Origin of the sequence: Xanthomonas sp. NCPPB 2586, from assembly GCF_041475775.2 — a bacterium.
GTDB lineage: Bacteria > Pseudomonadota > Gammaproteobacteria > Xanthomonadales > Xanthomonadaceae > Xanthomonas > Xanthomonas campestris.
In genome coordinates this window covers 913,738-933,194 of record NZ_CM192981.1, presented here as the reverse complement: position 1 = coordinate 933,194, position 19,457 = coordinate 913,738, and the positions used below count along the sequence as shown (strand labels likewise).

The following is a 19,457-nucleotide window of genomic DNA, read 5'->3' as shown; positions in this document are numbered from 1 at the left end:
AAGAAGCTGTCAATCAGCCGACTCCTCGACTTCGATCAATCTTCTCAATCAAGCGTCTCCCAAGCTGAGACGCCGCCACTTGATCGTGTACACCTGTAACCAGGACCTGATCCCTAATCAGCCGCCGACGTCCGACCAGCCCCTTGACATCGTTGCCGATGCAAGCATGTCCGCCTGTCATATTTCCGCTACCATGCCAAGTCTCACGCCTACAACCGGCCTGCCGTATGTCCACCGCCCTGCAAAAGCCGCTCGCCATCCGCGAGCGCCTGTCCGAAGTCCGCTACGAGATCCGGGGCGAACTGGCGCGGCGAGCGCGGGAGCTGGAGGCGCAGGGCCGCAAGCTGATCAAGCTCAATATCGGTAACCCCGGTGCATTCGGGTTCCGTGCGCCGGAGCATCTGCAGCGTGCGATTGCCGACGACATGGGCCGCACCGATCCCTATACGCATCAGCAGGGCCTGCCGGAAGCACGCGAGGCGATCGCGGCCGCGTATGCGCGCCGCCAGCATCCGGATGCACATCCGGACCGGATCTTTATCGGCAACGGCGTCAGCGAACTGATCGACCTGTCACTGCGCGCCCTGCTGAACCCCGGCGACGAAGTGCTGGTGCCCTCGCCCGATTACCCGCTGTGGTCGGCGGCCACCATCCTCAACGACGGCCGCCCGGTGTATTACCGCTGCGCGCCGGAGAATGGCTTCCAGCCGGACCCGGTGGAAATCGAGACACTGGTGTCGTCGCGCACGCGCGCCATCGTGCTGATCAATCCGAACAACCCCAGCGGCGCCAGTTATTCGCGCGAGTTGCTGGAGCGCATCGTCGCCATCGCGGTCAAGCACAACCTGCTGTTGATGGTGGACGAGATCTACGACCAGGTGCTGTATGACGGTGCGGCGTTTGTGCCGGTGGCACCGCTGGCTGGCGAGCACCCGTGCATCACCTTCAGCGGGCTGAGCAAGGTGCACCGCGCCTGCGGCTGGCGGGTGGGTTGGGCGCTGTTGTCCGGTGAGCAATCGCGCATCAACGATCTGCGCAACGCCATGGACCTGCTCGGCGCGCTGCGCCTGTGCGCGAATGTGCCGGGCCAGTATGCAATCGACGCGGCAGTCAACGGGCCGGACACCATCTCGGCGCTGTGCGCGCCGGGTGGACGCCTGTACGAGACCCGCCGCGCGGTGATCGAAGCATGCGCGGCCAGCTCACATCTGTCGTTGGTTGCACCGGCCGGCGCGCTGTATGCGTTCCCGGCAGTGGTGGGGCCGGCGGCGCGTGCTTTCGACGACCACACCTTCGCGCTGGATCTGATGAACGACGAAGGCGTGCTGGTGGTGCCGGGCTCCAGCTTCAACGTGCCGTATCGCCACCATTTCCGCGTGACGCTGATGCCCGAAGCTGCGGTGATGCGCGATGTGTTTGCGCGCATCGATCGCGCCCTGACGCGACGTGCAGAGGCGGTGACCAAGGTCGTGCCGCTCAAGTCGCGCAGCGTGGCGTGATGGCGGCGGTCGGCCTGCCGCGGCGCTATCTGGCGCTGGGCGACTCCTACACCATCGGCGAGGGCGTCGCCGCCGAGCAGCGCTGGCCGGAGCAACTGGCCGAAGGCCTGCGGGCCTATGGCTGGCCGGTGGCAGCGCCGCAACTGATCGCCACCACCGGCTGGACCACCGACGAGTTGCAGGCCGGGATCGACGCGGCCGCGCCGCAGGGCCCGTTCGATCTGGTGAGCCTGTTGATCGGGGTCAACAATCAGTACCGCGAGCGCACGCTGGACGCCTACCGCGCCGAGTTCGACGATTTATTGCTGCGCGCGATTGGCTTTGCCGATGCGCGTCCCGAACGCGTGGTGGTGCTGTCGATTCCCGATTGGGGGCTGACCCCATTCGCGCGCGCACAAGGACGCGATGCGGCCCTGATCGCCGCACAGATCGATGCATTCAACACGGTGGCCGCCGAACGCTGCGCGGCACGCGCGGTGCGCTTCATCGACATCACCGCCACCAGCCGCGACGGCGGCGATGCACCGGACATGCTCGTCGATGATGGCCTGCATCCGTCCGGTGCGATGTATGCGCGCTGGACTGCGCTGGCGCTGCCCGCCGCGCGCGACGCACTCAGCTAGCCGCGTTAGACGCCTCACTGCCAAGGACCGACATTGCACACCACCGCCACCCAACCCATGAGCCGCCCGCAGGCGCTGGCGATCGCACGCGCATTTCTGCCGCCGCATCCGTTGGGTAACCGCTACGACTACTACTACACGCAGGCCAAGCTGCGCACCGACCCGCTGTATCCCGGCGTATTGGCAGAGCTACGCAGCACCACCGCGCCGGTGCTGGACCTGGGCTGCGGGCTTGGGCTGCTGGCCCATGCATTGCGCGCCGATGGCCAGACGCTGGGGTATCACGGCGTGGATGTGGATGCGTCCAAGATCCGCCGCGCGCAGCACATCGCGCAGCGCTCGGCGTTGGGCAATACGCAATTCGCCGTGGTCGATCTGAGTGTGGCGTGGCCGCAACACAGTGGCAGCGTCACCATCCTGGACGTGCTGCAGTATCTGCAGGCCGACATGCAGGCCAGCCTGCTGCACAACGTGGCGCAGATGCTGACGCCGGGCGCCAAACTGGTCATCCGCAGCGCGCTGGGCGATGACAGCGGCCGTGGCCGCACCAGCCGTGTCACCGACGTGCTGGCGCACCTGAGCGGCTGGATGCAGCGCATGCCGCGCAGCTATCCCACCCGCGACAGCCTGCAGGCGCAACTGGATGCCGCCGGCCTGCGCGCGACGTTTGCGCCGCTCTACGGCAACACGCCATTCAACAACTGGCTGATCGTGGCCGAGCCGCGCTGAGCCGTGCTGCCGGTCCCCCGCTGCGTTGCGGGGATCGGCGAGCGGCACGTTCTCAATGGAAAATCGTGCGCTCTTGTGCGTATCCGGTTGCGTCGCATCTTTCGTGCTGACGCAGTACGTAGCGATGGACGTCGGCCTGCTACGGCTTCCGTAAGGAAGAATGCATTTTCAAATGCCATCGGCCAGGGCCTTGGAGCTGCCGCCGAAAATGCATTGCCGAAGCATGCGATCGCCTCCCCCATGACGTGACCTGCAAACTCAGCTCCATCAGACGTCGGCCGAACAGCGCCGTCATGAATGGCACTGCGCACGCCTTGCGCATGCGTCGCCGTGTTCCGCGAGAACGGATTTGCAACACAGCCGCGCCGTCAATCCGGGCGCCGCGCGACCAACCCACGCGCCTGCATCGCCTCAAGCACGCCGCGCAGGATGGTGACGTTGTGGCCGTGCGCGGCGCCTTCGTGCAGCAGCACGATGGCGCCCGGGTCAAGGCTGCGCACGATGCGCGCCACTGTGGTGTCGGGTTCGCAGCGCACGCCGTCGAAGCCGCGTGCACTCCAGGCCACGCGTGTCAGGCCGTGCTCACGCAGCGCGGCCGCAACGAATGGGTTGGTCATGCCTACCACCGAGCGGTACAGCCGAGGTGGCTGGCCGGTGATGTCCGCCAGCGCCTGTTGCGCGTCGCCGATCTCGCGCGCCATGCGGCGCGGGCCCAGCGCCCAGAACCAGGCCTGCGGATGGCTGTGGCTGTGATTGCCGATGCCATGGCCGCGGCGCACGATTTCGCGCACCAGTTCAGGCCGCTGTGCGGCGCGTTCGCCCACCACGAAGAAGGTGGCGCTGGCGCGGTGCGCATCGAGCAGGTCGAGCATGGCCACGGTGTCGTCGGAAGGGCCATCGTCGATGGTCAGCCACACCTGCGGCCCCTGCCCGGGCAAACGCGACACCACCGGCGCGTACAGGCGTGCGCGCGGCAAGAACACCGGCGCAACGAACAATGCATGCGAGAGCAGCAACGCTGGCAGCCCCCAGGCCCAGCCCAACCGCCACCACAGCAGCGCCACGGCCAGCTGCGAGACGGCCAGCCAGCCGACCCAGCGGTACGGGCGCGAGGGGATGCGATACAGCGTTTCCAGCGTGGTCATGCCTCATGATGCCACGGGGCGTAGAATGGTCGGCCTCCACGATCTGACCGAAGTGCTGCCATGTCCCTCGATCCCGCCCTGCGTTCCCGCATCGATACGCTGCTGCAATCCAACCGCGTGGTCCTCTTCATGAAAGGCCAGCCCGGCATGCCGCAGTGCGGCTTCTCGGCCAAGGCCATCGGCGTGCTGGACGGCCTGGGCATCGACTATGCCCACGTCAACGTGCTGGCCGACCAGGAAATCCGCGAAGGCATCAAGGCCTACGGCGACTGGCCGACCATTCCGCAGCTGTATGTGGATGGCGAGCTGATCGGCGGCAGCGACATCATCGTGCAGATGGCCGACAGCGGCGAGCTGAGCAGCATGCTCGGCCTGCAGGCACCGGACCGCAGCCCGCCCAAGATCACCATCACCCCGGCTGCGGTCGAGATGCTCAAGGGTGCGTTGGCCGATGCACCGGATGCCTCGCTGACGCTGGCCATCGATGCCAATTTCCAGCCGAACTTCCAGCTGGCGCCAACCAACCCGAACGCTATCGCCGCCGAGTCCAACGGGCTGCGCGTGCAGTTCGACCTGGCCAGCGCGCGCCGCGCCGACGGCATCACCATCGACTGGGTGGACGACATCCGTGGCCGCGGCCTGGCCATCGACAACCCCAACGCGCCCAAGCCGGTGCAGGAGCTGGCGGTGCGCGATGCCGACGACCGTCTCAAGGCCGGTACGCTGACTGTGGTGGACGTGCGCCCGGCCGATGAGCGTGCGCTGGCCACGGTGGCGGCGCCGTTCCGCACCCTGGACGCACACGAGCGCCTGGAGATCGAGCAACTGCCCAAGGACACCCCGCTGGCGTTCCTGTGCCACCGCGGCGGGCGCAGCCTGCAGGCGGCCGAGCATTTCCGCGGCCTGGGCTTCACCAACGTCTACAACGTGACCGGCGGCATCGATGCCTGGTCGGACGCGGTGGACAACGGCGTGCCCAAGTACTGAGCACGCCGGGTGGCCACGCACGGCCGCCGTGACACCCGAACGGGCGCTCCCATGGAGCGTCCGTTTTTTCATGCCTCCCATCACAAGGACACCGATGCGCATGCACTGCCGATTGCTTTCCCTCGCCCTCACCGCCCTGCTGCCGCTGGCCGCGCACGCCGCCGCACCGCTGCGTGCGGTGATGCTGGTGCAGATCTACGACACCCAGACCGCGGATGAGCCGTTCGAATACGTGCCGGTGTGGCTGGGCCGTGGCGTAGTGCAGGAAGCCACCATGCCGCGCTCGCTGATCGGCCAGCCGCTGCAGCTGTTCGATGCAGGCGCCTCCACCGGCGCAGTGCGCCTGACCGCATTGAGCGTGGACGACAACAGCATGTGCGGCGGCACCGCGCGCCTGCGCTTCAAAGGCGCGACATCGCCGACCACGCCGGTCTTGCTGTCGTCGGTAGACCTTAACCCGGGCCAGCGCTTTGCCACGCGCGCGGCCACGCCGAGCGAGCAGACCGAGCTGCTTCGCCTGCTTGGTGAGAGCGCGCAGCTGCGGCAGAAGGTCAAGCCGGCGGCATTGAACAAGGCGTTGGCGGCATTTGCGGCAGACCGTGCCAACGACGCCGCGTCGCTACAGATCTTCACCGATGCGCGCGCACCGCAACGCCGCGTGGCCGTGCTCACCCAGAGCCACCCCACCCAGACCGGCAACACCGAAAGCCCTACCGGCGTGCTCACGGTGTTCGCCCTGCTGGAGCACACCGGCCAGCGCTGGCAGCTACGCCAGGGCAACGCCGAGAATGGCTGCGACGACTGCGAAGGCCTGCCACGCAGCACGCACTTGCTGCAGTTCGGCGACATCGACGGCAACGGCACGCTGGACTTCGTGCTGTCCGACAGCGGTTATGAAACCTACGGGTTCTATCTACTGCTGGGCGAAGGCGACCGCTGGCAGAGCGAGACCTTGATGGGCGGCTGCTGAGGCATCGAACACGTGCAGGGAGCCGCCTGTCGATGCATGAGAACGCGTGATTGGCTTGGACGCACGCAGATCAGCCCTGCGTGCTTCCATCCACGCAATTGCGTTGAGGTGCAGACAACGCGATCTGCTCAGTCATCAGCATCTTTCAGAATCGGCTGGGCGCGCACGCATCAACACTGCGTGCGCCCACGCATTTGGCTGCTTGCAGATCCAGACGCACGCGATCCGGGCAGTCAACACTATCTTCAGCGCCTGCTTCAGCGCCTGCGCGCAGATGCCAGGCTCGCCGTCATACCCACTTGGGGACAGCGCGCGCCGCACTCATCAACGATCTAACCGGCAAACCCACCTTCGTCGAGAAACTGCTGCTCTTCGACGGTGGTCTCGCGCCCCAGCACGGCATTGCGATGCGGGAAACGACCGAAGCGCTGAATGATCTGCTGGTGCTCCAGCGCATAGCGCGTGGTCTCGGCCTCGCCGAGCGCGGTGATCAATGTCACCGAGCGTGCCTGCTCCTGCAACTCTTCCGCATGCTCGAATGGCAGATAGAAGAACAGGCGCAATTGCACTGATACCTGCTGGTCGAAGCCGCGTGCAATGGCCTGCTTGGCGTAGAACAGCGCCAGGCCGTCGGTGGCATAGGCGTGCGCACTGCCCCGGAATGCATTGCGCGGAATCTGGTCGAGCAGCAACAACAAGGCCAGCGCATCTTCGGCGCGGGTCATCCAATCGGCGTACTCGCCCCGTGCCGCGGCAAAATGCTGCTCGCTGAAATGCTGGCGCACGTTGGCGTCGAAGGCGTCGTTGCGGGTAAACCAGCGCGCCTCGCCGGCCAGTTCCCAGAAAGCCAGCACCACATCGGCCTGTTTGTTGCGTTCGGTTTTGGCAATCATCGACATTCTCCCCAATGAATACGGCACAGCATGCGCCTGCAGGCGTGATGAGCCCGCTGCGCCGCAACCATCAGCACTTGGCAAGCGCGCCGCCGGCCGCTAGGTTTGCGCAGACGTCTTTCGTTCCACCGGGGAAATCCATGCGTTCCATCCTGTTCGCCGCGCTGGGCGCGGCTGTGCTGTGCGGGCCTGCCGCGGCCGCGTCGCGTTTCGTCGAAGACCCGTACCCCAGCACCTACCACGCGCTCGCCTCTGGCCCAGTGCTGATCCAGCATGCCACCGTGCTCACCGGCACCGGCCAGCGCCTGGACGATGCCGACGTACTGCTGCGCGACGGCAAGGTGGCTGCGGTCGGCCGTGGCCTGGAGGTGCCCGCCGACGCGCGCCGCATCGACGGCACCGGCAAGTGGGTGACGCCGGGCATCATCGACGTGCACTCGCACCTGGGCGTGTACCCCAGCCCGGGCGTCAGCGCCCACAGCGACGGCAACGAAATGACCGCCCCGGTCACCCCCAACGTGTGGGCCGAGCATTCGGTGTGGCCGCAGGACCCGGGCTTCGGCACGGCACTGGCTGGCGGCATCACCTCGCTGCAGGTGCTGCCCGGCTCGGCCAACCTGATTGGTGGCCGTGGTGTCACCCTCAAGAACGTGGCGGCCACCACCTACCAGGGCATGAAATTTCCCGGTGCGCCGTGGGGCCTGAAGATGGCCTGCGGCGAAAACCCCAAGCGCGTGTATGGCGAAAAAGGCGGACCGGCCACGCGCATGGGCAACGTTGCCGGTTACCGCGCGGCCTTCATCGACGCGGCCGAATACTTGAACAAGAACGCGCCCAAGAAGAGCGAGAAGAAGCGCCACTGGTGGAGCGGCGGCGGCGACAACGACAGCAGCGGCGATGCCGGTGGCAAGCGCGATCTCAAGCTGGACACGCTGGCCGGTGCCATCAACGGCGACATCCGCGTGCACATCCACTGCTACCGCGCCGATGAAATGGCCACCATGCTGGATCTGGCCAAGGAGTTCGGATTCCACATCGCCGCGTTCCATCACGGTGTGGAAGCCTACAAGCTGGCCGACCGGTTGGCGCAGGAAAACGTCTGCGGCGCGCTGTGGGCCGACTGGTGGGGCTTCAAGATGGAAGCCTTCGACGGCATCCAGGAAAACATCGCCATCGTCGATCGCCCGGCCAACAGCTGCGCCATCGTGCATTCGGATTCCGAAGAAGGCATTCAGCGGCTCAATCAGGAAGCGGCCAAGGTGATTGCCAACGCGCGCCGCGCCGGCATGGAGATTCCGCCCGAACGTGCCATCCGCTGGCTCACCAGCAACGCCGCCAAGGCGCTGGGCATCGAGCAACAGACCGGTGCGCTGGAGCCGGGCAAGATGGGCGATATGGTGGTGTGGAACGGCAACCCCTTCAGTTCCTACGCACTGGCCGAGCAGGTGTATATCGACGGCGCGCAGGTGTACGACCGCCACGACCGCAGGTTGCAACCGGTCTCCGACTTCATGCTGGGCCAGGAGGTGGCACGATGAGCCGCGCCATGTTCCGCCGCCCGCGCCTGCGTGCGTTGTCTGCCGTAGTGCTGGCTGCATTGGCATTGCCGGCGGTTGCGCAGCAGGTGCTGATCCGCGGCGCCACCGTGCACACCGCCACCAGCCAGGGCACGTTGCGCAATACCGATGTACTGGTGCAGGGCGGCGTGATTCGCGCCATCGGCACTGGCCTGGCCGTGCCCACCGATGGCCGCGTGGTGGAGGCCAAGGGCCGCCCGCTGACGCCGGCCCTGTTCGGCGGCATCACCGAGATCGGTATCGAAGAAGTGTCCGGCGAAGCCGCCACGGTGGACAGCGGCGTCAAGCTGACCGAGCAGCCGATGCGCCCGGAATTCGACGTCACCCTGGCCTACAACCCGGACTCGGTGCTGATCCCGGTAGCACGCGTGGAAGGCATCGGCTTCACCGCGCTCGGGGCGACCACCAGCGGCGCGTTCATCGCCGGCCAAGGCAGCATCGTGCGCCTGGACGGCGGGCCTGATCCGGTGGGCCCGCATGCCTTGTTCATTCGTCTGGGTGCGGCCGCGTCGGACCTGACCGGCAGCTCGCGCGCCGCGCAGTGGATGCTGCTCGATCAGCTGGTGGCCGAAGCACGCGGGCGCGTGCCGGCAGACTCGCCGCATGCCTTGCTGACCCCGGTTGGCCGCAGCGTGCTGGCCAACTATCTGGCCGGCCAGGGCCGCATCGTGGTGCAGGTGGAACGGGCTGCGGACATTCGCCAGCTGCTGCGCTGGGCGCAGCGCGAGAAGGTGCGCATTGCCATTGCCGGCGGCACCGAAGCGTGGAAGCTCGCCCCGCAGCTGGCGCAGGCCAAGGTGCCGGTGTTGGTGGATGCGTTGGCGGATCTGCCTTCCACCTTCGACCAGATCGGCGCCACGCTGGAAAACGCCGCACGCCTGCGCGCGGCCGGCGTGGAGGTGAGCTTCACCCAGAGCGGCGATGCCTCGCACAACGCGCGCAAGTTGCGTCAGCTGGCCGGTAATGCCGTGGCCAATGGCCTGCCATGGGAATCTGGCTTGGCCGGGCTGACCCGCGTGCCGGCGGAAATCTTTGGCGTGGGCGATCGCATCGGCAGCATTGCGGTTGGCAAGCAGGCCGACCTGGTGCTGTGGGACGGCGACCCGCTGGATGTGGCGCATTACGCAGAACAGGTCTGGATGGGCGGGCGTGACATGCCGATGCGCTCGCGCCAGACCGATCTGCGCGACCGCTATCTGCAGCAGGCCGGCCCGTTGCCACGCGCCTACCAACGCTGAGCTGCGCGGCGCAGACGACTGCGTCGCTGACAGTGGTCGCAGTACACCGTGAGTGCCGCATTGCCGCGCACTGCACTGCACTGCAAGCATCGCAATGCACTCCACCGTCGCAGGCGACACGCCTGCGACACCTCATCGCAAAGGATTGCCCATGCGCCTGATGCGCACACTGCTGTTGTCGTTGTTGCTGCTGCCGCTGCTGGCCAGCGCCCAATCCGGCTGGATCGATACGCAAGGCCAACCGATTCCCAACTCCTCTAGCCGCAAGGCGGTGCAGGACCTGGGCGCTAGCCTGTTATTGACCCCCGACGCGGACTGGCAACAGAAATGGAATACGCCCAGCGACACCACGCCGCACTTCAATGAGGTGGATCACCTCGCTACCGGCGAGGTGTTGTTCATGCTGATCCTGCTCTCCAACCCGGGCCTGGATGCGCAGCGGCATACCGACGTGGTGTGCAACATCCGCATCATCGACCCGACCGGGCACTTCGCGCAGAACACCACCGATACGCCCTGCCTGCAGGGCGAACTCAGCGGCGACCCACGCAATGTCTACATGGCTCAGGCTAGCCTGCATGTGGAAGCCGAAGCCGACGACCCGCCGGGCCGCTGGCAGGTGCAGGTCACCGTCAATGACCGCCAGCGCGGGGTCAGCATTCCGCTCAGCACCAGCTTCACCATGGGCCGCAAACGCGCCGCAGCGACCGCCCGATGAGCAGCATGCCGCGACGGACCCGCATCACTTATTTACTCATCGCGGCGGCCATCTTCTTGATCGAAGTGGCCATCGCCGCCGGCTGGATCGGCGGGCCATGGGTGCGCGGCAGCCTGGGCGATGTGTTGGCGGTGGCGCTGGTGTATTGCGGCCTGCGCGGTGTGTTCGCCTGCCCGCCGCGGTGGGCAGGCGTGCTGGCAATTGCCATCGGCCTGCTGATCGAAGGGCTGCAGGCTGTTCACCTGGCCGATCGGCTTGGTCTGCGCCCCGGCAGCGCCGCCTACATCGCGCTTGGCAACACCGCCACGCTGCACGACCTGGTGATGTATCTGATCGGCGGGCTGCTTGCCTACTGCTGCGACGTATTGCTGCGTCGCCGTGTCATGCGTGCATCGCATCATGTAGCGCAGCAGTGAGTCACTTTTTCTGGAGACACGAATGGCCGGTTCGATGACCACGGCGCTGACACGCATCACCGCCCTCTGCACGCTGCTTGCGCTGGCCGGCTGTGAGCGTGCGCCCGCGCCTGCTCCCGCACCATCGCCGTCGGCAGCGACGCCGACCACATCGGCGACCAGCGCGCCGGCAACACCCGCCGCAGCAGCAACGCCAGTCGAAGGCGCATCGCTCGCGCTGGGCTGCGCGGAAGGCGACGACCCCGCGCAGGAAGCCAGCGCCATCGCCGCACGCGGTGGCGGCATGGTGCAACGGGTGTCCGCGCATCGCCTGCAGGTCACCACGCCGGCCGGCGTGCAGGTCTTTGCCGACACCGCGCCCTTCGACGAACCGCTGGAGGGCGAGGACTACCGCTTTTGTGATCGGCGCGATGGCTACCTGCTGCTGCAGCATCGCGACGGCGGCACCTTCGCCGGCACCTTGATCGACGCACGCACCGGCACGCAGACGCCGGGCGGCCTGCGCGTGGTGATCGCGCCAGACCACAGCCGCTATCTGGCCACCGCGCAGCCCGATGGCATGGATGGCGAGGAGTGGCAGGTGCTGAGCATCGGCGGAAAGCAGCTTGCGTCCACGACCAATGCCCTGCTCAGCGACGACGCTGCCGAGCCCGGCATCATCGCCACGCTGGACGCACCGCAGTGGAGCACCGCGCAGCAGCTGCGGGCCACTGCCACCTGCCTGAGCGATGAGACGCAGCAGTGGCAGGTGCGCCTGGTCGAGCAGGCCGGCCGCTGGCAATGGCAGCCACGTCGCGACTGCGCGAGCGCGCCCAGGGAGCAATGACATGTTCCAGGGCAGCACGACGGGGTCGATTCAACAGCGTGTCCTGCAGCAGGCGCCCGCCAATCTGCAACGCGGCCTGGAAACGGTGGGCGGGCGGCTGATCCTGACCGCCGATGCGCTGCACTTCCAGCCGCATGCCTTCAACATCCAGACCCAGTCACTGACCATCATGCTGCTGCAGATCGCATCGCTGCAGTTGTGCTGGACGCGCCTGCTCGGCCTGCTGCCGCTGGCACCCAATTCGCTGGCGGTGCAGCTGGCCGATGGCAGCGAGCATCGCTTCGTGCTTGGCAAACGCGACCAGTGGATGCGCGCCATCCAGGCGGCGAGCGATGCCAAACGCCAGGCCGCCACACCGCCGCCATCGCCGTAGCCGTCACCGCCGGTTTGCGCAGCCGGCGGGGCCGCGCATCAGCGGCGACGCATGCCGGTCGCACCGCGAGCGTGACCTGCACTGCGCTTCGCGTGCCGGGCGTGAACCCAGCGCACGCTCCTGGGCTGCGGTTATCGCCGCTGCAGCCGCGCCCGCCTAGCATCGCGCATCGGCGCACCGCGCCTTGCTGGTTACGGAGATCGACATGCATCGCATCCCGCTGCGCACGCTGGCCTGCGCGCTCGTGCTCTACGCCGGCGTCGTCGCGCCCGCATCCGCCGCCTTCGGCATCACCCGCAGTGGCGACCGCATCGTGGTGGATACCGGCGCCGAACTGCTGTTTTCGGTCAACGCCAGCAACGGCGATCTCGTGTCGATGCGCTACCGCGGCAACGAACTGCAGACCACCGAATCCAAGGGATCGCATATCGCCTCCGGGCTAGGCACCGCCAGCGTGGAGGCACGCGTGGTGGGCGGCGCCATCGTGGTCACGGCCAAGGCCGGCGACCTCACCCAGTACTACATCGCGCGCAAGGGCCGTAATGCCATCTACATGGCCACCTCCGCGCCCAGCCTGCTGCCGGTGGGCGAGCTGCGCTTCATCGCCCGCTTGAACGTGGCCAAGCTGCCGAGCGCATTGCAGGAACCGGATTCCAGCGTCGGCACTGCGATTGAAGGCGAAGACGTGTTCCTGCTGCCGGATGGGCGGACCAGCTCCAAGTTCTACTCGGCCCGGCGCATGTTCGAAGACCCGCTGCATGGCGTGAGCGGCAACGGCGTGGCGGTGTTCATGCTGATGGGCAATCGCGAGCGCAGTGCGGGCGGGCCGTTCTTCAAGGACATCGCCACACAGAAAACCCGCGTCACCCATGAGTTGTACAACTACATGTATTCGGACCACACCCAGACCGAAGCCTTCCGCGGTGGATTGCACGGCGTGTACGGCCTGTTGTTCACCGACGGCGGTGCGCCTTCCTCCGCACAGACCAGCACCGACTTCATCGATACCAGCCTGGGCTTGAGCGGCTACCTGGCAGCGGACGGGCGCGGCACGCTTGCCGGGCGCGTGAGCGGCGTGCTGGCGGGGCAGCCGGCAGTGGTCGGCTTGCGCAACGCTCAAGCGCAATACTGGGCCACGGCCACTGGCAGCGGCGACTACCAGATCAACGGCGTGCGCCCGGGCCGCTACCGCATGACGCTCTATCAACACGAGCTGGAGGTGGCGCAACGCGATGTCGAGGTGTTTGCCGGCGCCACCGCACAGGCCGCGCTGCAGGCGGTGAGCTTGCCCGGCGCGGTGAAGTGGCAGATCGGCGTTCCCGATGGCACGCCAGGCGGCTTCCAGTACGCAGATCTGCTGCCGCGCGCGCATCCGTCCGATGCGCGCATGCGCTGGGCACCGGTCACCTACACGGTGGGATCAAGCAGCGTGGGCAGCTTTCCGGCGGTGCAGTGGCGCGGGATCAACACACCCACACAGATCGTGTTTAGCTTGAGCAGCAGCGAAGTGCGCAGCTATCGGCTGCGCATCTTCGTGCCGTTGGCGCAGGTCAGCGCGCGCCCGCAGATCGCCGTCAACGCACGCTGGAACGCCCCGGTCCCCGCTGCACCGAATCAACCCAAGACGCGCGGCATCACCCGTGGCACCACACGCGGCAACAACACGTTGTACGAGGTGGATATCCCGGCGACGGCGCTGCAGGCCGGCAGCAACCGGATCGCCATCAGCCTGGCCTCGGGGTCGCCGGACAATGGCTTCCTCAGCCCGGCCATCGTCTACGACAGCGTGCAGCTGGTCGCACCGTAATCACGCCACGTGCGGGTGCCCGCATAGCGCACGGCAGAACGCGTGGTGTGCGGTGCATAGCATCAATTGGCGGTGATGCCACCGCTCAACGACACGCTTCCGGTAACACCGGTCACCTCGAAGCCACCCTCCACCACTTGCAGATACAAGGCATTGCTGTAGCGGCCATCGCCACTGCGCAAGGTCTGCAACCTGTCGAGAAACGCCTTGATGTTGGCGTTGATGTGGCCACTGGTTGGCAGCGGATTACTGTTGCCTGCCGTGCCATGCGGAATGAAGGTGTAGACGTAATAGCCCGCAGCATCGTTATTGCCTTGCCACAGGTCGTAGCTGACACCGCCGGAGCTGATCGCGTTGGGCACGCTCAACGTACCCAGGGGATAGGAGTTGTTGGCACCCCAGATCATCACTTCCAGCTGCGGCGTGCCCTTGCTTGCGTCCTTGCGGAAGAACAAGTCATAGGCGAAATCCCCGGTTTGCCCACTGCCCTTGGTGGTGAAGGCCACCGCGCCGCTCAATGTCTTGATCGCCGATACCTGATGCGGAAAGAAGCTGTCGGTGGCCGGGTTCATCGTGTAATGCCAGCCGCGGCAGATGGCTGGGTAGCCGTAAAGCTGCCCACTGGGCAGGCTGTAGGACACCGTCATGCTGGGCGTGCTGCCGCTACCGAATGTCGCGGTGATGGCGTTATTGCTGTCGTTGAAATTGTTGTTATAGGCGTATTGCGTGCCGTATACCTTGGTCTGCCCGGTGTAGGCGATGGCAGTACCGGCGGTAAGCAGAAGTGCGGCAACGACACTGCCTGCAAGCCATGAGGGGGCGAAACGCACTGCGTGTGTGGACGTTTGCATGTGGACTCCAGTGATGGACGGACAACTTGCCTACTTCTGCACATGCGCTCTTGGGCGATACACCGGTTAACGAAGCCGTTACGCAATATCCGAAGCCAGCAGCGAGAGAAAACATCGCGCATCCCTTCGCATTTCGCGCTCAGCACCAGATGTGCGCGCACGAAGAAACGCGTTACACCTTTACTGGTGTAACGCGTTTTGATCATCGCGCCGGCTAGGAGGTGATCAAGGCCGACCGGGGGCCAGCAACGACAACGCCAACCGTGGCCGCGCTGATCGCCGCTGTTACTTGGCGTCCATCGTGGCGCTGACCTTGGCCCAGCCATTGCCGCGCACCACTTCGAAACCTGCTTCGGCCGCATGCAGATACATGCTGTTGTTGTAGCGGCCATCCTTCGAGCGGTTGGTCTGCAACCAGTTGAGGAACGGCTTGGCATCCACGTTGAGGCTGCCGCTGGTCTTCAGCGTGGCCTGCCCCGCGGTTCCGGTCGGGATGAAGGTGTAGACGTAATAGCCCGCACCGGAGTTGAAGCCTTCCCACAGATCAAAGGTGCGCCCGCCAGCGGTGATCACCTTGCTGGCGGTCAGCGTGCCGATCGGCCAGGAGTTGTGGTCGCCCCAGATCATCACTTCCAGCTGCGGATTGCCTTTGGCGGTATCCCAGCGGAAGAAGATGTCGTAGGCGAAATCGCCCGCCAGGTTGGTGCCGACGGCGCTGTAGCTGAACTTCATCGGGATCGAGCTGATCGAGGAGATCTGCTTCGGAAACAGCGTGTCGCTGGTGGGGTTCCAGTCGTAATGCCAGCCGCGCACGATCGCCGGATATCCGTAGAGGTTGTAGTCGGCGAAGTTGAAGGTGACGGTGAGCTCCGGCGTGCTGCCGGTGCCGAACGTGCCCTGGATGATGTTGTTGGGATCGTTGAAGTTGTTCACCCACGCGTAGTGGTTGCCGAAGATCTTGTACGGCCCGGCCAGCGCGACCGGCGCGAGTGCCACCAGCCCGAGGGTCAGGGCGGCCTTCCACCAGCGCGAGGCACGCCGCCGTGTGGTGGGCGCCTGCGCAGTGGCCTGGTCGAGGATGCGATGTTGAGTCTGCTGCATGTGGTGTCTCCCTTGGATTCAGCGCGCGACGCCACCGTTGCGGCGTCGGGACCGCTGCCTGGCAGCGATCGCAGCGGGACCCTAACAGCGCCGCGTCGCAAGGAGCTATAGCGAAACCTGGGGGCCTGCGGGTGCCCGCGCGATAGCGGGCGCTACCCGGCAATCGGGGCGTGCGCCCGTCCTCAGTTCGTCGTCGGCGTGCTGCCACGCCAGCGAATCCCGGTCAGGTGGCGGCGGCCTTGGTGAGGGCGATTGCTGCGTTGCCACATCGCGCTACGGCGCACTGTCAGCGTGCAATGACCTGCCTGGACAGATGCTGCGCGCAGCTTGCCCGGGCCATCAAGCAGACCCCGGCGACGCTGCCGCCGAACCCGTCCCCACACGCCTTCCGACCAATGCCCTTCGCCTCGCGCCCAATTTGCGATAGCGTTCACATCCAGAGACGACGCAACAGCCGGAGGGGGCGACGATGCGCATCGGAATCGTGGTGGACAGTGCGTGCGACTTGCCGCAGGACTTCATCCAACGCAACAACGTCATCGTGCTGCCGATCAGCGTGCGTATCGGCGAAGCCGTGCTGGCCGACCATCGCGACGAGGAAGCCACCTTGAGCTTCCTGCACGCGCACGTGGCCGAGCGCGGCCATGAGGCGGAAACCACGCCGTTTTCGGTCAACCAGATACGCGACCTGTTCCTGCAGCGGCTGGTCATCGATTACGACCACGTGTTCTGCCTGACCATCTCCAAGCTGCGCAGCCAGATCTTCGACAACGCCACCCAGGCGAGCTTTGCGATTCTCAACGACTACAAGCCGGTGCGGCAGGCGGCCGGGCACACCTCGCCGTTCGCGCTGCGGGTGATCGACACGCTGAACCTGTTCGCAGGCCAGGGCATCACTGCGGTGGAAGCGGTACGCCTGCGTGCGCAAGGCCTGGGCGTGGCGCCGATCCGCGCCCGGCTCGAGCAATTGGCCGAGCACACCTATGGCTACATGATTCCGCGCGATCTCTACTACCTGCGTGCGCGTGCGCGCACCAAGGGCGATCGCAGCGTGGGCCTGATCGGCGCCGCGCTGGGCAGCGCGCTGGACATCAAGCCGGTGCTGCGCGCCTACCGTGGCGTCACCGAGCCGGTGGCCAAGCTCAAGGGCTTCGAACCCTCGGCCGAAAAGCTGTTCGCCTTCACCGTGCGCAAGCTCCGCGAGGGGCTGATGACGCCCACCGTGTGCGTGGGCTATGGCGGCGAACTTGCCGAACTGCACGCGCTGCCGGGCTATGCCGCATTGCAGGCCGCCTGCCAGACGCAGGGCGTGGAGCTGTTCGAGAGCGTGATGAGCCTGACCGGCATGGTCAACGTCGGCAAAGGTGCGTTGGCGGTGGCCTTCGCCGCCGAGCCGCACAGCTTCTCGGCATAAACATGCGCCTGCATGCCAGCACACGGCAGCAGGCCTCGACGACGCGCTCACCGCCGCTGGCATAAGGTGCCCGGCACCTGTCATCCGAGTGTGTGCCCATGCCTGTCAGCTATTCGATCAGCCTGCCCGACCCCAAGCTCGCCCGCGGCAGCGCGCCGGCGGTGAGCTTCAGCGCCAATGGTGCGGAGGCCTTTGCCGAACAGTTGCAGGCTGCCCTGCGCGACCCGGCCTGGTTCGACCGCTGGCGCCAGCTGCAGGCCGACCCGGACGAGGTGGACCCCAGCCTGGGCGTCACCGACCCGGCGGCCACCGTGACCGGCAAGCAGGGCGACCTGCGCATCGACCTGGTGGCCACCACCAGCATCCCCGGCGACCTGCTCAAGCAGCGTATGCAGGCCCTGGCCGGCCATCACTGGGAACTGCGCGACGTCCGTTGACGCGCAGATGACGTGCCGGTTTGCGCGGACGATCGTGTTGCGCAAACCGGTGCGGCTTCAAGACACTGCCGCGCTGACTCCTCTCCAGCATGCGAGCGAAATGACTGACTACTCGTCATCGCAGCGCGCGTTACCGCTGCAGCACTGCCTTGCCAGTTGCCCACCGTGGCCAGCGCCATTTCAGATTCACCGCCAGCGTACCGCAGACGATCAAGCCCAGGCCCAGCCATTGCACCGGCGCCAGCGCGTGACCGTACAGCAGGTAATCCAACAGCAGCGTCACCAGTGGATACACGAAGGCCAGCACCGCGATGGTGGCCACGTGCAGATGGCGGTACGACGAATAGAACAGCACGTAGACAATACCGCTGTGGATCACGCCCAGGCCCACCAGCCAGGCCCAATGCATGCCCGGATGCAGCGCAGCGCTGCTGGAAAATCCCATAAGCAGCAGCGTCCCGACCCAGCACTGCACGGTGACCACCGCCAACGGCCGCTCACGGCCGATGCGTCGGGACATCAGCAATGAGGCGCCACAGAGCAGTGCCGCCAGCAGCGTCAGCCCGATGCCCAGCAGATAGCTGCGGTCGGCGGACTGCCACAATCGCAAGGGGTCTGCCGAACACGCCACGCCGATGAAGGCGAGCAGCGTCCAGCCCAGATCGGCGCGACGCGTGCGTTCGCCCTGCACCACCGCCGCCAGGATCAGCATCACGAACGGAAACACGTGATACACCATGGTGGCCACACCGATCGACGAGCGCGCCATGCCGGCAAACAGCGCTACCCAGTTCAACACCAGCAGCACGCCGCTGATGGCCGCATCGCGTAGCAGGCGGCGCTCGCGCCATAGCCCGCGCAGGTGCCCACCAAGCACCCCGCACACAGTAAGAAACAGTGCGCCAAACAGGCAGCGGTAGAACACCGCCGTCACCGGGTCCTGGCCGCTTTCATGCACGAAGACGCCAACCGAGCCGATCAACACCTCGGCCAACAGCAGCTGCCAGATTGCGCGGCGCGACGCCGCCACCGGTGGTGCAGCTGCAACGCTCATAGCGTGATCTCCCCACGCAGATACTGCACGGCGCTGCCACGCACGTAGACATGCGCCGGCGTGACACGGCACGCCAGCTCACCGCCGCGTGCCGAGGCCTGCAGCGCGCGCAGATCGGTCTTTCCAAGCGTGCGCGCCCACAACGGTGCCAGCGCTGCATGGATCGAACCGGTGACAGGATCCTCCGCTCCGCCATTGGCCGGCCAGAAATAACGCGACACCAGGTCATGCGTGGTTCCCGGGGCGGTGATGGCCACATCGCGTGGCGCCAACGCCAGCATCTGCGCCAGGCCGGGCACTACGGCACGCACCTGCTGCTCGTCCGCGTACACCGCGATGTAGGCCTGTGCGTTGGCATACACCGCCTGCGGTGCGATCGACAACGCGGCCAGCAGTGGCGCCGGGGCCTGCGTGACCAGGGTCGGCAGCTGATTGGGAAAGCACATCTCAAAGGTCGCTTCGTCCACCTGCTCCACACCGATCTCACCGACCGCCGGGGCGCGCAGCCGCAACGGAAACGGTGCCAGCTGCTGGCGCGCAATGACGTACGCACTTGCCAGCGTCGCATGGCCGCAGAAGCCGACTTCCTTCAACGGCGAGAACCAACGGATGTCGAAGACGCCAGCGTGATCGCGCACAAAGAACGCGGTTTCGGACAGATTGTTTTCGGCAGCAATCGCCTGCATCACCGGCACCGGTAACCATGCCTGCAACGGCACCACCGCCGCAGGGTTGCCCTTGAAACGCACACACGTAAACGCATCGACCACGAACAGGGAAAGCAGCACGTTGCAACCTC

20 protein-coding genes are annotated in these 19,457 nt (G+C 66.3%); 14 read left to right on the top strand and 6 right to left on the bottom strand.

All coding sequences use genetic code 11. The features are described from left to right. Nucleotides 1-227 precede the first annotated feature (227 nt). The 3 genes from ACCQ09_RS04015 to ACCQ09_RS04005 are packed head-to-tail and all read left to right on the top strand — an operon-like array spanning nucleotide 228 to nucleotide 2,851. Nucleotides 228-1,499, top strand: coding sequence for a pyridoxal phosphate-dependent aminotransferase (locus ACCQ09_RS04015; RefSeq protein WP_228427759.1), 1,272 nt, complete (start codon nucleotides 228-230; stop codon nucleotides 1,497-1,499). Continuing rightward, a complete protein-coding gene (locus ACCQ09_RS04010) occupies nucleotides 1,499-2,122 on the top strand; it encodes an SGNH/GDSL hydrolase family protein (RefSeq protein WP_011038463.1) in 624 nt (207 codons plus the stop codon). The genes ACCQ09_RS04015 and ACCQ09_RS04010 overlap by 1 nt, the downstream gene beginning before the upstream one ends. 57 nt (nucleotides 2,123-2,179) lie before the next feature. After that, nucleotides 2,180-2,851 carry a methyltransferase gene (locus ACCQ09_RS04005; protein WP_011038464.1) on the top strand — a complete coding sequence of 224 codons (672 nt, stop codon included), beginning with the start codon at nucleotides 2,180-2,182 and terminating at the stop codon, nucleotides 2,849-2,851. 368 nt (nucleotides 2,852-3,219) lie between these two features. On the opposite strand, the gene ACCQ09_RS04000 is transcribed toward ACCQ09_RS04005, so the two are convergent. Continuing rightward, a complete protein-coding gene (locus tag ACCQ09_RS04000; RefSeq protein WP_228427761.1) occupies nucleotides 3,220-3,996 on the bottom strand; it encodes a polysaccharide deacetylase family protein in 777 nt (258 codons plus the stop codon). Nucleotides 3,997-4,056: 60 nt separating this feature from the next. Between ACCQ09_RS04000 and grxD the strand changes: the two genes are divergently transcribed. Continuing rightward, nucleotides 4,057-4,983, top strand: a complete 927-nt coding sequence (gene grxD / locus ACCQ09_RS03995; RefSeq protein ID WP_011038466.1) for a Grx4 family monothiol glutaredoxin — start codon at nucleotides 4,057-4,059, stop codon at nucleotides 4,981-4,983. Between the two features lie 100 nt (nucleotides 4,984-5,083). After that, nucleotides 5,084-5,953, top strand: coding sequence for a hypothetical protein (locus ACCQ09_RS03990; RefSeq protein WP_040942236.1), 870 nt, complete (start codon nucleotides 5,084-5,086; stop codon nucleotides 5,951-5,953). 332 nt (nucleotides 5,954-6,285) lie between these two features. Here ACCQ09_RS03990 and ACCQ09_RS03985 read toward each other — a convergent pair whose 3' ends face one another. After that, nucleotides 6,286-6,852: a DUF924 family protein gene (locus tag ACCQ09_RS03985; RefSeq protein ID WP_016944413.1), complete on the bottom strand. Its 567-nt coding sequence runs from the start codon at nucleotides 6,850-6,852 to the stop codon at nucleotides 6,286-6,288. Nucleotides 6,853-6,986: 134 nt separating this feature from the next. On the opposite strand from ACCQ09_RS03985, the gene ACCQ09_RS03980 reads away from it, so the two are divergent. From ACCQ09_RS03980 to ACCQ09_RS03950, 7 genes are all read left to right on the top strand, one after another. After that, nucleotides 6,987-8,384 carry an amidohydrolase gene (locus tag ACCQ09_RS03980; RefSeq protein WP_012437413.1) on the top strand — a complete coding sequence of 466 codons (1,398 nt, stop codon included), beginning with the start codon at nucleotides 6,987-6,989 and terminating at the stop codon, nucleotides 8,382-8,384. Continuing rightward, a complete protein-coding gene (locus ACCQ09_RS03975; protein ID WP_228427763.1) occupies nucleotides 8,381-9,661 on the top strand; it encodes an amidohydrolase family protein in 1,281 nt (426 codons plus the stop codon). Before ACCQ09_RS03980 ends, ACCQ09_RS03975 begins: the two co-directional genes overlap by 4 nt. 151 nt (nucleotides 9,662-9,812) lie before the next feature. After that, nucleotides 9,813-10,379: a hypothetical protein gene (locus ACCQ09_RS03970; RefSeq protein ID WP_040940676.1), complete on the top strand. Its 567-nt coding sequence runs from the start codon at nucleotides 9,813-9,815 to the stop codon at nucleotides 10,377-10,379. Further along, nucleotides 10,376-10,795, top strand: a complete 420-nt coding sequence (locus ACCQ09_RS03965; protein ID WP_040940675.1) for a ribosomal maturation YjgA family protein — start codon at nucleotides 10,376-10,378, stop codon at nucleotides 10,793-10,795. Before ACCQ09_RS03970 ends, ACCQ09_RS03965 begins: the two co-directional genes overlap by 4 nt. A 22-nt stretch (nucleotides 10,796-10,817) precedes the next feature. After that, nucleotides 10,818-11,621 (top strand): hypothetical protein, encoded by an 804-nt coding sequence (locus tag ACCQ09_RS03960; RefSeq protein WP_228427765.1) that lies wholly within the window; start codon nucleotides 10,818-10,820, stop codon nucleotides 11,619-11,621. 1 nt (nucleotide 11,622) lies between these two features. Beyond that, entirely contained in the window at nucleotides 11,623-11,994 is a 372-nt protein-coding gene (locus ACCQ09_RS03955) for a hypothetical protein (RefSeq protein ID WP_228427767.1), read from the top strand. Nucleotides 11,995-12,199: 205 nt separating this feature from the next. Beyond that, nucleotides 12,200-13,801, top strand: coding sequence for a rhamnogalacturonan lyase B N-terminal domain-containing protein (locus ACCQ09_RS03950; RefSeq protein ID WP_228427769.1), 1,602 nt, complete (start codon nucleotides 12,200-12,202; stop codon nucleotides 13,799-13,801). A 62-nt stretch (nucleotides 13,802-13,863) separates the two neighbouring features. Here ACCQ09_RS03950 and ACCQ09_RS03945 read toward each other — a convergent pair whose 3' ends face one another. Both ACCQ09_RS03945 and ACCQ09_RS03940 read right to left on the bottom strand, forming a co-directional pair. Continuing rightward, complete coding sequence (locus ACCQ09_RS03945; protein WP_228427771.1) at nucleotides 13,864-14,652, bottom strand: GH12 family glycosyl hydrolase domain-containing protein; 789 nt, start codon at nucleotides 14,650-14,652, stop codon at nucleotides 13,864-13,866. Nucleotides 14,653-14,937: 285 nt separating this feature from the next. Further along, a complete protein-coding gene (locus tag ACCQ09_RS03940; protein ID WP_228427773.1) occupies nucleotides 14,938-15,753 on the bottom strand; it encodes a GH12 family glycosyl hydrolase domain-containing protein in 816 nt (271 codons plus the stop codon). A 469-nt stretch (nucleotides 15,754-16,222) separates the two neighbouring features. Here ACCQ09_RS03940 and ACCQ09_RS03935 point away from each other — a divergent pair, with 469 nt between their 5' ends. Then, complete coding sequence (locus ACCQ09_RS03935) at nucleotides 16,223-17,167, top strand: DegV family protein (RefSeq protein WP_011038480.1); 945 nt, start codon at nucleotides 16,223-16,225, stop codon at nucleotides 17,165-17,167. Between the two features lie 98 nt (nucleotides 17,168-17,265). Continuing rightward, entirely contained in the window at nucleotides 17,266-17,604 is a 339-nt protein-coding gene (locus tag ACCQ09_RS03930; RefSeq protein WP_016944410.1) for a hypothetical protein, read from the top strand. Nucleotides 17,605-17,734: 130 nt separating this feature from the next. On the opposite strand, the gene ACCQ09_RS03925 is transcribed toward ACCQ09_RS03930, so the two are convergent. Both ACCQ09_RS03925 and ACCQ09_RS03920 read right to left on the bottom strand, forming a co-directional pair. Continuing rightward, nucleotides 17,735-18,658: a DMT family transporter gene (locus ACCQ09_RS03925; protein WP_228427775.1), complete on the bottom strand. Its 924-nt coding sequence runs from the start codon at nucleotides 18,656-18,658 to the stop codon at nucleotides 17,735-17,737. Beyond that, entirely contained in the window at nucleotides 18,655-19,446 is a 792-nt protein-coding gene (locus tag ACCQ09_RS03920; RefSeq protein WP_014508937.1) for a PhzF family phenazine biosynthesis protein, read from the bottom strand. Before ACCQ09_RS03920 ends, ACCQ09_RS03925 begins: the two co-directional genes overlap by 4 nt. Between the last annotated feature and the right edge of the window lie 11 nt (nucleotides 19,447-19,457).